Source organism: Mesorhizobium sp. M3A.F.Ca.ET.080.04.2.1 (genome assembly GCF_003952525.1).
Lineage (GTDB): Bacteria > Pseudomonadota > Alphaproteobacteria > Rhizobiales > Rhizobiaceae > Mesorhizobium.
The window spans coordinates 4,000,947-4,015,658 of sequence record NZ_CP034451.1 but is presented as its reverse complement, the minus strand read 5'-3'; the positions used below and the strand labels follow the sequence as shown (position 1 = coordinate 4,015,658).

The window sequence follows — 14,712 nt, the reverse complement described above, 5'->3', positions numbered from 1 at the left end:
ACCGCGCGCATGATTGGCTTGGCCGAGGGCGAAATCATGCGTGGCCTGTCAGGGTGGCGGTCGGTTAGACTTGTCATGCTGCCAGTTCTCGTCGCCCTCACTGCTTGCAAAGCCGACCTCTACACGCAATTGCAAGAGCGTGAGGCAAATGAAATGCTCGCACTTCTTGAAGACAACGGGGTCGCCGCGATCCGGGTGGTCGCCAAGGATGGAACCAGCACGATCCAGGTTGACGAAAAGCTGCTCGCCTTCTCAATCAACCTTCTGAACGCCAAGGGGCTGCCGCGCCAATCCTTCAAGAACCTCGGTGAGATATTCCAAGGATCAGGCCTGATTGCCTCGCCGACCGAAGAGCGTGCCCGTTACGTGTATGCCCTGAGCGAAGAGTTGTCGCGGACGATCAGCGATATCGATGGCGTTTTTTCTGTACGTGTTCACGTCGTGCTGCCGCATAACGACCTTGTGCGAGCCGGTGCCACGCCATCCTCGGCCTCGGTGTTTATCAGGCACGACGCAAAAACAAATGTCGCGGCTCTGCTGCCAAAGATAAAGATGCTTGTAGCCGACAGCATCGAAGGCCTGTCCTACGATAAGGTGGAAGTGGTTTTGGTGCCGGTAGAACGGTCCGCACACGAGCAACGGCCCGATCCGACTGCTGTTTTGCCACAAGCATCACTACCTCTTCCTGCGCCACTTCTGGCGACCGTAACAGGTTTTGCCGCAGCCGTATTCGCCGTGGCCTGTTATCTCTTGATCGGCGTTGTTACGCGTCGGCGCAAGCAATCAACCGGCGTTTCCAAGGTCGAGGGGCGCCGGGATGCTTCTGCTGTCGAGGCCATTCGCAAAAGAATGCCTGCAATTGGACGTGGGTGACATCTCATTGCCAATGCCTATACAGACCGCCCGACCTGATGGTCCGCACTTTCCGGGCGCGAGCGAGCTTGCGGCTTCGGCCCATCCAACCCGTCTTGCGGCGCGTCTTGATCCAGCGTTATCGGCCGAAACGTTAGTGAAGTTGCAGAAGTGTTCCAGACTGCATCCAAGGCTGGCAGAATTGCTGGGCAACGATGACGTGGATCTGAACCACATCGGCTGCAGGCCGGACCTTCTACGCGGGCATGATCCATATCGAGCGGCCCTTCTTGCTGGTAGTATCTGGCATGCCCGTTCGCTGGTCGCGTTTGTCTCTCAGCCTGAGCTTGCCATCCTTGTTAAACGCATCGGCGTGGATGCACACGCATTCGGAATCCGACACCTGCTGCATGCTGTTGACAAAAGACTGATCTCGGACCCAGAAAAACTCGCTCAGCAAATCGAATACGATGGACACGCATGTCTTGGAGCTTGGCTCCAGGACAGTTCAGCGACCGAGCGTAACCGCGTGCTTCTTCGATTGCCCGAGGGGACTGCCGCGGAGACTCCAGCACATGAGCATTGGACCGCCGCCGGCCAATTGCTTTCACTTGTAGTAGCTCATTTTGAGACAGAGACCCCGGTGAAATGACAGTCGAACTTTCCGAGGGGCCAATAGCGCCGCAGATGCGTCCAGTCGGACCACTGATACCCGCGAGCGAGCTCGAAACCTGGCACAGCGCCGCGCAAGCCCTTGCCGCGGCAGAACGGCATCGGCAGCGCGTTCGAAACTGGGCACGCGCGGTTTACCAGCGGGCGTGGGCGCGCGGCCACATGGAGGGCTCGAATGCAGGCACCGAGGAGATGGCAGGGTTGATTGCGGAGACAATCTCCGAAATCGCGCGACGAAAGGCGGCTCTGGAGCAGGAATTGCCGCAGCTCGTGATGGAAATATTGAGCGATCTTATCGGCGCTTTCGATCCGGGCGAGCTATTGGTGAGGGCTGTTCGTCACGCCATAGAGTGTCAATACAGCGGCGCCGACGTTTGCCTTCATGTTTCTCCCATGCAAGTCGACATGCTTGCACGAGAGTTTGCTCGATGCGACGGCCAGGATGGTCGACCAAGGGTGCGGATCGAGCCCGACCCGACATTGTCGCCGCAACGCTGCGTGCTGTGGAGCGAGTACGGCAATGTTGACCTTGGACTTGACGCCCAGATGCGCGCGCTGCGCCTTGGTTTCGGGACGCTCTGTGAGAAAGGCGAGCTATGAGAAAGCCCGTCCCAGAACATAACGCTGACGCCGACACTCGAGCTCTCGTTCCAGCAATCTCGTCTTTGAGGGCTGCGGCCAAGCGAATTGACACGCGTGCGGTGCGCGGTCGGATCACGCGGGCTATCGGCACACTGGTTCATGCCGTCTTGCCAGACACTCGTATTGGGGAACTTTGCCTCCTAGAGGACCCGCGAACCGGGCTGTCGCTCGAGGCCGAGGTGATCGGCCTGTCGGGTGATGGTGTATTGCTGACACCGATCGGGGACTTGGTGGGCCTATCCAGCCGCGCAGAGGTCGTGGCCACTGGCCGAATGCGTGAGGTGCCCGTCGGCGGCGATTTGCTCGGTCGCGTGATCGACAGTCGTTGCCGCCCATTGGACGGCAAAGGCGAAATCAAGACCGTCGAAACTCGGCCCCTGCATGGCAGAGCCCCCAATCCGATGACGAGGCGCATGATTGAGCGGCCATTCCCGCTTGGGGTCCGTGTCCTCGATGGTCTGCTGACGTGCGGCGAGGGCCAGCGGATCGGGATTTATGGCGAGCCAGGTGGTGGCAAGTCGACGCTGTTGTCACAGATCGTAAAGGGTGCCGCCGCTGACGTCGTCATAGTGGCGCTCATAGGCGAACGTGGACGGGAAGTTCGTGAATTCATCGAAAGGAATCTTGGTGAAGAGGGCCTTCTCCGTACGGTCGTCGTGGTTGAAACATCCGACCGCTCGGCGGTAGAGCGTGCGCAATGCGCTCCAATGGCGACTGCGCTCGCGGAATATTTCCGCGATCAAGGCCTACGCGTTGCTCTCATGCTGGATTCGCTGACGCGCTTCTGCCGCGCTATGCGCGAAATAGGCCTTGCTGCGGGTGAGCCGCCGACGCGACGGGGCTTTCCTCCTTCCGTTTTTGGCATGCTGCCAGGCCTGCTCGAGCGCGCCGGCATGGGTGAGCGGGGCTCAATCACGGCCTTCTATACGGTGCTTGTAGAGGGTGATGGCACGGGTGATCCAATCGCCGAGGAATCGCGTGGTATTCTCGATGGCCATGTCATCCTCTCACGCGCTATTGCGGCGCGATCGCATTTCCCCGCTATTGATGTGCTGCAGAGTCGCAGCCGCGTCATGGATGCAGTCGTTTCGGGGACACATCGCAAGGCAGCATCCATTTTCCGCGAGCTCCTGTCGCGCTATGCCGAGACCGAGTTCTTGATCAATGTTGGCGAATACAAGCCAGGTGGAGATCCCCTGACTGACCGGGCTGTCGCGTCAATCGACGAACTGAGGGAGTTTCTGCGCCAGAGCGAAGATGACGCGTCAGATTTCGAGGAGACGGTCGCATGGATGTCGCGTCTGACCGCGTAAACTGGATTCAGTCTTCGAGGTTACGGCTTCTGAAGGAAATGCAAGAGCGTCGTGCCCTTGGCGAGCTGTCCAAGAAGGAAGCCCAGCGCGATGTGGCCGCCTCAGCCGTACAAAATGCCTCTAGGGAGCTTGCAATGATACAGCAACATTGTTCAAGAAAAGAAGCAGCGCTCTATCAGCATCTGATGTCACTCGACAACTTGTCTAGCGCAGCGCTCGACCGTCACCGCCTTCACACTGAACAACTTGCCGCTGAGATCAATTCCAGACGGCAGATGCTTGATGATACCCAAATCGCTCAAGAGGAGGCTGAGATGGCGGCGTCCAGGACGAGGGAGCTATGGGTCATATGTTCGGCGGCAAGGGACAAATGGCAACAAATCGAGGACGACGTGCGGCGCGCCGTCGAGACTCATTCGGAGGCCGCAGCCGAGATCGAGGCCGACGATGAGATACTGCTGAAATATGCGAGGGGGTCGCTTGCCTAAATGCCGCGCAACCGGATCCGACGGTCGCAAGAGGTCGTCCGAATGACACGACCGTGCAGTCTTTGATAGGCGCTGCGGTCACACCCGCCATGTTCGAACCAGTTCTGAAACTGTCCCACACGGTTGTCTCGTGGCTCAATGATACAGCAGCGCCGCGCACGCCGTTTCAAAGCCGGATCAACGAGGTGCCGCTATCGGTGCGAACGGCAGGGCTTGTCTGGCAGCAGGAACCTGCTGCCATTCCGATGCTTGACTGCGTCTGGAGAGTGGGAGCCGAAACGGTCATCTTGTCACTGTCGCGCCCGCTCGTAGAGGAGTTCATCACGACAGTGCAGAACGGCTTGGCCTTCCCTTCCGAGCCAACTGCTTCGCTAATTCTCGAACTCGCTCTGGAGCCGCTTGTCACTCGACTGGAGGAGACGACGCGTCTGAACGTGCAACTCGTGCGGGTATGCGAAGCCACGATGCTGGCTCCTCATCTTGAACTCGACATCATTTTCGGCGCGGTCAAGGGCAAGGGCCGTCTATTCCTGTTCACGCCACTTGACGGCTTAGTACCGCCTGCGTTTCGCGCGCTAGGCGAACTGCTTGCCCAGTTGCCGCGGCAGCTGGGCGGGCTGCCTCCAGAGCTCCCGCTCATTGTTGCAGGAGAGGTCGGCACGCTTCGCCTTCCTGCGGCGCTTCTTCGAAGCGCATGTGTCGGTGATGCATTGTTGCCCGATATTGCGCCGTTCGGCCGCGGCCAGATCACCCTAGCTGTCGGCCAGTTGTGCGCCGAGGCGGATCTTGACGGCGATGAATTAATCTTGCGGGGGCCTTTCCGCCCGCGACCGTGTCCTTTGGAGAGTGCGCATATGACACAACCCGGATCGCAACTGGAGCTTACTAAGGATCTCGACGATGTCGAGATCGTGCTTGTCTTTGAATGCGGCCGCTGGCCTATTTCTCTTGGGGAATTAAGAAGTGCCGGCGAAGGGCATATTTTTGAACTTGGATGGCCGATCGACGGCCCGGTCGACATAGTGGCCAATGGTCAGCGTATCGGGCGTGGCGACATTGTCCGCATCGGAGAAGAGCTGGGCATCAGGCTCCGTGGCGGGTTTGCATGCAATGAGTGAAGCTCAGCCGACAATCCTGGCGCTTCTTGCGGTTACCGCCGGACTCGGTCTGCTGGTTTTAGCAGTTGCCACGACAACGGCCTTTGTAAAGGTATCAATTGTTCTTTTCCTCGTCCGCAATGCGCTCGGGACCCAGACCATACCACCCAATGTGGTGCTGTACGCCGCGGCGATGATCCTCACTATGTTCGTTAGTGCGCCCGTTGCTGAGCAGACCTATGACCGCATGTCGGATCCCAAGCTCCACTATCAGACATTCGACGACTGGGTAAGCGCCGCTAAAGCCGGAAGTGAGCCCTTGCGCGAGCATCTCAAGAAATTCACAAATGAAGAGCAGCGGCGATTTTTCCTATCTTCGACAGAAAAGGTCTGGCCAGAGGAAATGCACGCTGCAGCCACGCCTGATGACTTTGCAATACTTGTACCATCTTTCTTGCTATCAGAATTGAAGCGCGGATTTGAGATAGGATTTCTACTTTATCTGCCTTTTATTGTTATAGATCTGATAGTGACAACTATCTTGATGGCAATGGGTATGTCGATGGTCTCACCAACTGTTATATCTGTCCCGTTCAAGATCTTCTTGTTTGTTGCCATTGATGGTTGGTCAAAATTGATGCATGGGCTTGTGCTGAGTTATACGTTACCGGGAGGCTGATCATCACTGAATCCAGCATCATTACTCTTATGAGCCAATCACTGGTGGTTTTCATGATCTGGATTCTACCGCCGCTCATTGCATCAGTGGTTGTCGGCCTCGTCATCGGCATCCTCCAGGCGGCGACGCAGATCCAGGATGAAAGCTTGCCGCTCACCGTGAAGCTTCTGGTCGTTGTCGCGGTGATTGGGCTGTTTGCTCCTGTGCTAAGCGCCCCGCTCATAGAGCTAGCCGATCAGATCTTCACCGAGTTTCCCGCAATGACACTTAGCTACTAGTCCGCCCCATGGACGCGCCATCGGCCGATATTCAAATTCTGATCCAGACGGCTCTCGAACTCGTCGTTGCGGCAGGTCTTGGGGCAGCCCGCGCGATGGGCATCATGCTGATCTTTCCCGTATTCACACGCTCGCAGATCAGTGGGCTGATCCGGGGCTGTTTGGCTGTTGGCTTCGCACTACCATGCCTGGCACACGTCAGCGGCGGATTGCCGGCGCTGGATCCTGATACGCGCCTGATCCAGCTAACCCTGCTCGGATTCAAGGAAGTTTTTGTCGGTGTACTCCTTGGCACTTTTCTTGGCATTCCGCTTTGGGGCCTTCAGGCTGCCGGGGAGCTTATCGACAACCAACGCGGCATCAGCAGCCCGACCGCTTCGGCCGATCCCGCGACGAACAGTCAGGCTTCCGCGATGGGCGTTTTTCTGGGGATCACTGCGATTGCCATATTCGTCGGATCAGGAGGCCTGGAAACTTTGATCAGTGTCCTGTACCGCAGCTACTTGATCTGGCCGGTGTATCAGTTTCACCCGACACTGAGTGGGCCAGGAGCAATGGAGTTGTTGGGGCTTCTCGACAGCATAATGCGCACGGCATTATTGGTATCGGGGCCTGTCGTGTTCTTCCTGATACTGATTGATATATCGATGATGCTGCTGCGTCGCTTTGCCCCGCAATTTAAGGCGAGCCAACTGTCTCCGGCAATCAAGAACATTGTCTTTCCAGTTCTCATGGTCACCTACGCTGCCTATCTGGTGGAGAGCATGAAACTGGAGGTCACACGTGCCAACGGCGTGCTGGAGTGGTTCGACAAATTGCTGCCATGAGCGACACAAGTGAAGAGAAGACACACGCCGCCAGCCCGAAGAAGTTAAGTGAAGCGCGCAAAAAAGGACAGCTGCCACGTAGCTCCGATTTCGTCCGCGCGGTCGGGACTTGCGCTGGGCTCGGCTACCTTTGGCTAAGAGGCAGCGTGATCGAGGACAAATGCCGGGAAGCGCTCCTATTAGCCACCAAGTTGCAGAGCCTACCTTTCGATACCGCGGTGCCGCAGGCATTGGTTGTGCTCGTCCAACTCACAGTCGCGGCTGTTGGCCCGCTGCTTGGAACCCTTGTCGCCGCGGTGATTTTGGCCAGCCTGCTAGCCAATGGTGGATTTGTCTTCTCTCTGGAGCCGATGAAGCTCAGCTTTAAGAAAATTGACCCCTTTGAAGGGCTGAAGCGCTTGGGGTCTGCTCGTTCCATGGTCGAAGTCTGCAAGACCATGTTCAAGGTATTGGTTCTCAGCGCAACCTTTTCCATTGTCCTTCTCGGGATGTGGAAGACAATGGTCCCTCTGCCGATCTGCGGCATGGGCTGTGTTGGCCTCATCTTTATGGAGACAAAATTGCTGATGGGAATTGGCGCCGGCGCACTGCTGGTCGGCGGACTGATCGATCTTCTGCTCCAGCGCGCGTTGTATCTGCGCGAAATGCGCATGACCAATACCGAAGTGACGCGCGAGTCGAAGGATCAGCAAGGAGCGCCAGAGTTGAAAGGTGAACAGCGTCGCATCCGCGAGGAGGCGGCCGACGAGCCTGCGCTTGGCGTGCATCGCGCCACGCTGGTCTTAACAGGAAGGGCGGTCCTGATCGGTCTGCGTTACGTTCGCGGTGAAACCGGGGTGCCGTTCTTAGTTTGCCGTGCCGAAGGTGAGCGCGTTTCACATGTGTTGAGCGAGGCGCGGGCACTACGCCTGACGATCGTCCATGACCATGTCTTAGCGCGTCAGCTGATAGGCACTACAAAACTCGGCCACGCGGTTCCTATGCAATATTTCCAGCCTGTCGCGAAAGCATTCTTTGCCGCAGGCTTGGCCTAGTCATTGGAAGTCCACGACTGCCCAGTTCAAAACTGACCTGGCTCCATGCTAGTGGCAAATGTCGGCTGGCCATCCGTGCCCCAGTGTCTCTGTCAGGCCAACCGCGCAACCGCGGGCCTGGGGCAATCACTCCCCTCGGATCTGCCACCCAGCAACTACGGCAAGTCCTCCGGGCATGACCTTGCAGCCTCTGCTGGCCGGTGCGTGGCGCAGTCCGAGGTTTTGAGGCCGGCAGTGCGGATTTGATTGGTGCAGCCGTTGGAATGCCCTCGTCAGCTAGTCGTCAACTAAGCGCCCTATGTTGAACAGCCGTGCTAACTTGAGCTCGGTTGCGAAACATAGGAGTACGAATCGTCATGTATGGTCGAATTGGTGGCTCATCCGATAGTTACCGCGCGCATAATGCCGGCGAGCAATCGGATGCAGGAAGCGAAGGGTTCGCGGACACATTTGCCCGAATGCACTTATCCGGATCGGAAGGTAGCGGCGCCTCATCATCGGCGGCTCCCCAAGCATACTCCCTCAATTCCCGACCTCCTGTGGTGGAGATCAACAGGACTTCCTTCAGGAGACAGGTGAGGCAATTTCATGGTGATGAAATCACGCACATCGCCGACAATCCTCAAGAGTATTCGGAGTTCGTATCGTCACGAGCCAGGCGCACCGCGGACGTTGCTCAGCAATATGGCATCCGTCGAGATACGGAGCACGCGCGATATTTCAGTTACCAATTGGGAGACCGGAGTGCCGGACTGCTGAGAATGGAAGGCGGATTCAGCATGAACGAGTTCGAATCGGAAAGTTGGCGGGAACAATTTCCTGGTCGAACTGAGGTCACTTCCATAGTGGATCTTCAAGTCGCCCATCCGCTCGTCGAAAATGCGGGCGATATTCTGCTGGAGCATCAACTTCGGATAGACGGCGACCGACCGTTGCTGAATTGGCGTGCGGCTAATCCGGAAGCACAAGCGCGCGCGCAGACGATGGGGTTTGTTGAAGTGGATCATGGCGACCTGGTGCTTGACCCTACGCAGCATCCCGACAAATGGACGAAGAACAGTGCCGGTGAGTGGCAGCGTGCAGGCAAACCTCCACTCTATCTCCACAAAACCGAGGATAGCGACAGCAGCGATAGCGGGTCCGACGACGATTTCATGTGATTTGTCGACCCGCCGCCGAGCCTTGCAACTGGTGACGGTTGCAAGGCTGTTGGCAGTGAATGCTAATTGTCCGGCGACAGCCCCGCCTTAGCGCCAGCGCCGCCGAGCAATCCAGCCCATCTCCCAGACAATAAACTGCGGATGCGCATCGTGGGTGCTTGCGAGCGGATTGTATTCGGGCCGGAACTCCGCCTCTTGGAACCGAGCTCTCCCGAATCCAATTTTCTCCACCACACCGTTGGGTCGTTGCGATGCGCCGATCCCGATCGGATCGGCTATGCCTGCTCCGCGCTCGCAGGAAGACCTTCCGCCTCGATCTTGGCGGCGCGATCTCGGCGATAAGTTGGATGGGAGGCAAGATACGCCGCCACGTCAACAGCCGGTAACGCGACATCGCAAATCGGCCCTGACGGTAGCCGATCGACTCCAATCGCCGGACCGCAACTCGCGCAGCGGCATTCGCGGTTTGGCCAGGAGAAATGCTCGCTGACTCACAGCGTGGCCGGCCGCATTCTGAGTGCCCTGTCATGCAGCCTGCGCCGACGGGAGCTCGGCACGCGAATGGCGTGGTTGGCGGCCAAGCCCTGAGGTCAACAAGGACTTACAGAAAGCGGGGGTGAGTTTGCCGCGATGAATTATGACCTTCTCGCGACCGGACCTAGCATCGGCTTCCTCTCGCTCTCGATTGTAGCCGCGCTGTTCGTTGGATTTAACGTGGCAAGCGGTGAATTCGGAATCAGCCAGCCCTTCCAAGTTTCTGGCCATGACGGGGCGACTCGTGTGGATGTGCACCCACATCGGGCTCGGCATCGCACCATTGACCAGCATCTTGGGCTGCAGCTTCATCTCAAACAGCTTTCCTGGCTCGCCACGCAGCGCGACCGGTGCCTCCGGCGGCATCAATTCGTCGGCATTGCACAAATGTTCCAGGTATTTTTGCGCCGGAAATGCGTAGGTCTTCATGCAATCAGTCGTAATGCCGGCTTTTCCTTCATTCAATGCGTTGGCCTGTCCCAGCACCATGTTCAGCAACCCTTTGAGCTGGTCTGTGCGTTCGTGCACTTTGGGTAGCTGGGTGGAGGTGAGTAGCAGGCGTACATTACGCCCCTGCAACCCGGCGAGACAGGTTTGCATCTCAATGGCCTGGGCTCGCAGGTACTGGGCCACATCGTCCACGACCTTACCGGCCTCCTCAGGCTTCATCTGGCGCACTTGGGAGACGACGCTTTGCTGACCGGCCAGATCGAACTGCAAAAGTTCGTCCAATCGTTTGAGCCGCTCCGTCAATACCTCCATTGACAACGCGGCGCCCCCGATTGTCGAGCCTGCCCCCGACGAACTCGCAGCCACCTCTTGCGCTCTCACCTGTGTACTCGCAACTTGATCCGAGCGCGCGAGAACCTTGGCTGCTGGCACTGTGCCGGCGTTCGCAGCGACTGGTGTTGATGGCTGCCCGGCGGCAGAAGTCCCGGCGCGAGCTGCCGACTTATGCTTTGACTTCCCTTTCCTTCGCGCTGTAGTGCCTTCTGACACTGCAGCCGTACCAGCAGTGCCAGCCGGTATCGCAGCGCCTGCCCTGGCCGGCATCGCAGCGCCCGCCTGGGCCTGTGGCGCCATGATGGCTGACGGCGGAGACTGCAGGTTCAACAAGTGCATGGCATCGTGCGCAGTGATCCATGCATCGTCCACGATCCGTTCGAACAGTTTCAATGGGAGGCCGGCATCTGGGTAGGTATGGCTTAGCTTGGTATGCACCTCGTGCAACGCCAATCCAAAATCCGAAAGCCGCTCCATGATTTTTTCTACAACCGCGCAATCATGAGCGTTGAGTGTTTTGCCATCATCCATTATGCCCTTCGCCAAAGAGAGGGCGCGAAGAGCTTCTTGAGCGGCGCTTGCCATCAGCTGCACCACTCCATTTCGACCGACGAGGAGTTCCTTCAAATCTGGCTCGAACCTGCTCGCCCGCAGTTCAATCTTGGCCCGCGCAAGACCGATCCGCTCACGGACCAGCCAGATCCTGACACTCAGTACCGAGCCGGCACGCAGCCGCAGTGCGCACCGCTCGGCTTCCCGCATCACGGGCGTTCCACTGGATAGGCTAGCGGTGGCAGCGCAGGCGGATCGCTGCCGTTCGGAGCGCCATGCCTTTTTTTCCCACCACTTAATTGCCGCCGTATGGTGGTTCTCCACATTTAAAATCAACAGCTCCTGCCGGTCCGCCTGGGAGTAGGAGTAGAGTTTATCGACCATACCTGCCGCTTTCTTGGTCTTTTTGTCCAATTTCGTGATCGTCGACAGGCCAAGTTTGTCTACTTCATTCGCGGCGTCGCACACGATCTGGCAACATCTACGCACCTTGTCGTCTGGCATAATTGTCTGCGCCTCAGCCGCAGGCAGGCTAGCGCGGTACTCCAGAATTGCTGAGGCTGCATCGACGACCCGACTGATCAGCTCCACCGCCTCCTCGGGGACGTCGGTTTTCCTGGCCGCAGCCTCGCAATCAGTCAGTTGTTGAACAAGACTGTTCATTCTGAGCTGTGTCGGACTGATATCTTCATTTGACGATGAGCTGGTGCCTTCCACCTGCGCGGTTGATAGTTGGCTACCGACCGGCGCCATGGCTTCGCCCTCAGACATGGAGGGAGAACCGCGCCGCCTTGCGGCTGCGCCACGTGGCGCTACGGTTCCGCGTGGTGGCGCAGCGGCTCCACGTCGCGGTGTGTTCAGGATTTGATCTTCGCCAATCGAGGCGCCTGGCAGACTTTCGCGGGCATCGCCTGGACCGCGCGCAACTGGAAGGGAGGAGGGCCTCCTATCGGCGTCCCCAGAGCGCATCTGCTCCACAACGGAATCGAATGACTGTCCACCTTCTCCCGCAGCAAGACTTGATTGCGAAAGGGAACTGCTCGCCCGCCCCGCGCGGCTGGCTCCAGTTTCAGCCTGCGATTTCCGTGGTCGGCCAATGCCCTTCATATTGCGTCTCCGTAGTAGGCGAGAATGTGCTGCTATTGTGCTGGCGGCTGACGAGACCAGCGGCATCTTTCGGTTAACGTCACGGTCAGCCAGACCCGCGACGGCGTAATGTTCCCGCCAAAGTGCTTCTCAGTAGCAGGCCAAGATTGGCCCGAGCTCACAGGACTTTCGCAACGTTGCCATCGATGTCCTGAGATTATCAGCGCTTCAGTCCGCCGATTTCCAGGAACAGCGAATGAAATCAGACCAACTCGGCTAGCTCCCCTTCCTAGACACGTGCCTGACGATTTTATTGATGCGTCACTCCTCTCGTTCGCCACCGACAAAGTCACACATTTGCTTCAGAGAAGCGTGTGCGTTGCGTATCACGCGGACCATTTCGATCTATAGTTACAAAAAGTGTCGAGACGGGACCTTTGGATCCGAAGGTCAGGCACGGCCGGCCTAGATAGACCGCTTGGCTGACGATTAGCTGACGATGGGAGTTCTCACGAACAGGGCAAGAAAATCCGACCGCTTCAAGCTTTCGATATGGTGAGAAGAGGATCCGCACCGGCCTCCCAAAGCCGGCAGACCATCCCATGTTCGTACGGTCGCCGACCTTCTCGAAGCCAATGAGCTCACCGCGCCGGGCCGTGATGTGCAGGCGAGAGAATGGTGATGCAAAGACCGAGTTCCTGCTCGTTGCGTGCGCCCGTGGAGCCAGCAAGAATACGGTCATTGCGGTCATGCAGCACGTGGACCGTGTCTCCTGTTCGACACCACAGCATCGAGGATGCAAACGAGCTGCTGCGGCTGCCATTCGGTCGCGGCATGCGTGGACGGCGGGATTGGCCGAACAGCCGAGATCGTGGTCGACTGTTCGATGCGAGAGCAACATCCTGCAGAGCATACGTTTTTGCGCTGGCCGGTTTTTGTCAAAAGCCGTCAGGTTCTCGAAAGCTCCCGCCCTTAGCTTGATCGAGGCTAACCTTTAACACGTCGCCGCCAATGGCAAATGCCGGAGTACCTGATGATAGCAGCAATTGGGAGTGGAGTTGGCAACCTCGGGACTTCCTTGATCCGAAAGGGCCATGGGGATTCGAAATCCGAGCATTCTGGTGATGGCAAGCCGGCTGATGGCAATGATGGCAAGCCAGCTGGTGGGAATGATGGCAAGGCAGCTGGCGGGAACGATCGGGCGGATAACCGGACCGTTTCAAATGATCAACTTCAAGACAACTCACAGTCTGCAGCACAAAGTGAAGCCTTCCAAAGTATCCTGCGATCGTTCGCGTTCCAATTCGCGAACGATGCGATGGCTGAGGCCGATGAAGCTTTGGATGACACAGAAGATGCCTGACGCGGGAAATCCGGCGTGAGGTCATACAGGCCGTTATTGACGGCACAACTCCAACAGAAAAAGGAATGATCATGGCTGCAGTTGATAATAATAAAAAATCAGGCAATACCAATACCAGTAGCGCCGGCAATACCGATAAAACTAACAGTGGCACTCCCGGCAATACAAGCGGAGCTGATGCTACTGCTTTTCAGGCGCAAGTGCAGGAACTAACCAATGTTAGCTTGGAGGCGACGAAAAGGAGTGTCCAGTTGCGCACTCTAACGACCAATCTCCAGACCATCAAGAAGGCCGCCGACGAACGCGTTTCGTAATGTCGGAAGCGGGTTTTAGACTGCCCCCTAGCGCGTCTCCTTATTGACGCGACGTAGTCCCGAAATGAGCCGCATGGCAATTGCCATGCGGCTTCTATCCTGTTTGAGAGATGCTCTGTGGATGACGCCGTTTCCCTCCGTTTCGAAGTGCGTTCGGGGCACTATTGCGGTCTGACCGGCAAGACGGATCTTCAAAAGTGTTTAATCGGCAGCGGCTTCGATGCCGATTTGGTCTTTGTCGAGCAGGGACTGGCACCGCATCACCTTCGTGTAACTCTTCTTGGCAAGTCGATCGAACTGGAGGCGCTTGCACCCGGACTCAGTATCGAGGGCAACCGGAATATCGCCGCAGGCCAGTCCGTTGTTGTGCCCCTTCCTGTCGTCCTGCTCGTAGGCGAGATGTCCATTGCTTTGTCCGTGCAGGATGCAGAGCCGCCTGGTTCGACCGGCATACCGCGCCTACCGATCGGTGTGCTCGCCATGGTCATAATCAGCTCACTCGGGATCGGCGCGCTTTCAGGCACGATCTCCTATCTTGGCAATGCAAGTGGATCGAGCCCCAATTCACTTCGGGCTGAAGTCGCGTCCAGAACGATCAGTCACCGCGCTGACAATGAACTTACGGAGGCAGCGGCCCAAGAGCTGCAGGAGGAAGTCGATCGAGCGGGTCTTCTCGACGTCAAGATTGGGTCGGCAAAGGGTGTTGTGACCGCCGAAGGCACCGTCACGTCTGAATCGGTCATCAGCTGGCAGAAGCTTCAGCAATCGTTCGATCGTCGCACCAAGGGTACTCTAACACTGGTGAACGGAGTGCTCATCAAAGAGGAGAAGGCGCCATCCGCAATCGCGGTCGAAGCTGTGTGGCATGGGGTCCAACCATATATTGTCATCGACAGCGAGAAGTATTTTGTCGGCGCCATTTTGGCTGATGGATGGGTGGTCGAACGTATTGAGGACAGCCGTGTGCTGCTGAGCAGGAATGGCCGCATTGCTGCTCTCCAATATTGAAAGCTCGCAGGCCCCATCAAGCAGCACTCT

At 57.6% G+C, this 14,712-nt stretch carries 15 protein-coding genes; 14 read left to right on the top strand and 1 reads right to left on the bottom strand.

Annotated elements, in window-relative coordinates; genetic code table 11:
* Positions 1-36 precede the first annotated feature (36 nt).
* The 11 genes from sctJ to EJ074_RS19085 all read left to right on the top strand — a co-directional run bounded on the left by sctJ (position 37) and on the right by EJ074_RS19085 (position 9,042).
* Positions 37-873 (top strand): type III secretion inner membrane ring lipoprotein SctJ, encoded by an 837-nt coding sequence (sctJ, locus tag EJ074_RS19135; protein ID WP_272483026.1) that lies wholly within the window; start codon positions 37-39, stop codon positions 871-873.
* Entirely contained in the window at positions 866-1,504 is a 639-nt protein-coding gene (locus EJ074_RS19130; RefSeq protein ID WP_306462680.1) for a nodulation protein NolU, read from the top strand. Before sctJ ends, EJ074_RS19130 begins: the two co-directional genes overlap by 8 nt.
* Complete coding sequence (sctL, locus tag EJ074_RS19125) at positions 1,501-2,124, top strand: type III secretion system stator protein SctL (protein WP_024505371.1); 624 nt, start codon at positions 1,501-1,503, stop codon at positions 2,122-2,124. The genes EJ074_RS19130 and sctL overlap by 4 nt, the downstream gene beginning before the upstream one ends.
* Positions 2,121-3,479, top strand: coding sequence for a type III secretion system ATPase SctN (gene sctN / locus EJ074_RS19120; RefSeq protein WP_024505372.1), 1,359 nt, complete (start codon positions 2,121-2,123; stop codon positions 3,477-3,479). Before sctL ends, sctN begins: the two co-directional genes overlap by 4 nt.
* Positions 3,455-3,967 carry a hypothetical protein gene (locus tag EJ074_RS19115; protein ID WP_032899688.1) on the top strand — a complete coding sequence of 171 codons (513 nt, stop codon included), beginning with the start codon at positions 3,455-3,457 and terminating at the stop codon, positions 3,965-3,967. The genes sctN and EJ074_RS19115 overlap by 25 nt, the downstream gene beginning before the upstream one ends.
* Positions 3,968-4,056: 89 nt before the next feature.
* Positions 4,057-5,085: a type III secretion system cytoplasmic ring protein SctQ gene (sctQ, locus tag EJ074_RS19110; RefSeq protein WP_095769044.1), complete on the top strand. Its 1,029-nt coding sequence runs from the start codon at positions 4,057-4,059 to the stop codon at positions 5,083-5,085.
* Complete coding sequence (gene sctR / locus EJ074_RS19105) at positions 5,078-5,743, top strand: type III secretion system export apparatus subunit SctR (protein WP_029354851.1); 666 nt, start codon at positions 5,078-5,080, stop codon at positions 5,741-5,743. Before sctQ ends, sctR begins: the two co-directional genes overlap by 8 nt.
* Positions 5,744-5,745: 2 nt before the next feature.
* Positions 5,746-6,021, top strand: a complete 276-nt coding sequence (locus EJ074_RS19100) for an EscS/YscS/HrcS family type III secretion system export apparatus protein (protein WP_024505375.1) — start codon at positions 5,746-5,748, stop codon at positions 6,019-6,021.
* 8 nt (positions 6,022-6,029) lie between these two features.
* Positions 6,030-6,848 carry a type III secretion system export apparatus subunit SctT gene (gene sctT, locus EJ074_RS19095; RefSeq protein ID WP_024505376.1) on the top strand — a complete coding sequence of 273 codons (819 nt, stop codon included), beginning with the start codon at positions 6,030-6,032 and terminating at the stop codon, positions 6,846-6,848.
* Positions 6,845-7,882: an EscU/YscU/HrcU family type III secretion system export apparatus switch protein gene (locus tag EJ074_RS19090; RefSeq protein WP_024505377.1), complete on the top strand. Its 1,038-nt coding sequence runs from the start codon at positions 6,845-6,847 to the stop codon at positions 7,880-7,882. The genes sctT and EJ074_RS19090 overlap by 4 nt, the downstream gene beginning before the upstream one ends.
* Positions 7,883-8,457: 575 nt before the next feature.
* A complete protein-coding gene (locus EJ074_RS19085; protein WP_278050856.1) occupies positions 8,458-9,042 on the top strand; it encodes an effector protein NopP in 585 nt (194 codons plus the stop codon).
* A 525-nt stretch (positions 9,043-9,567) separates the two neighbouring features.
* Here EJ074_RS19085 and EJ074_RS19080 read toward each other — a convergent pair.
* Positions 9,568-11,682 (bottom strand): hypothetical protein, encoded by a 2,115-nt coding sequence (locus EJ074_RS19080; RefSeq protein WP_245454733.1) that lies wholly within the window; start codon positions 11,680-11,682, stop codon positions 9,568-9,570.
* A gap of 1,348 nt (positions 11,683-13,030) precedes the next feature.
* On the opposite strand from EJ074_RS19080, the gene EJ074_RS19075 reads away from it, so the two are divergent.
* From EJ074_RS19075 to EJ074_RS19065, 3 genes are all read left to right on the top strand, one after another.
* On the top strand, positions 13,031-13,360 hold the full coding sequence (locus tag EJ074_RS19075) for a hypothetical protein (RefSeq protein ID WP_081714433.1): 330 nt from the start codon (positions 13,031-13,033) through the stop codon (positions 13,358-13,360).
* 71 nt (positions 13,361-13,431) lie between these two features.
* On the top strand, positions 13,432-13,674 hold the full coding sequence (locus EJ074_RS30395; RefSeq protein ID WP_224570034.1) for a nodulation protein NopA: 243 nt from the start codon (positions 13,432-13,434) through the stop codon (positions 13,672-13,674).
* Between the two features lie 117 nt (positions 13,675-13,791).
* Positions 13,792-14,682 (top strand): hypothetical protein, encoded by an 891-nt coding sequence (locus EJ074_RS19065; protein WP_024505382.1) that lies wholly within the window; start codon positions 13,792-13,794, stop codon positions 14,680-14,682.
* Positions 14,683-14,712: the final 30 nt, after the last annotated feature.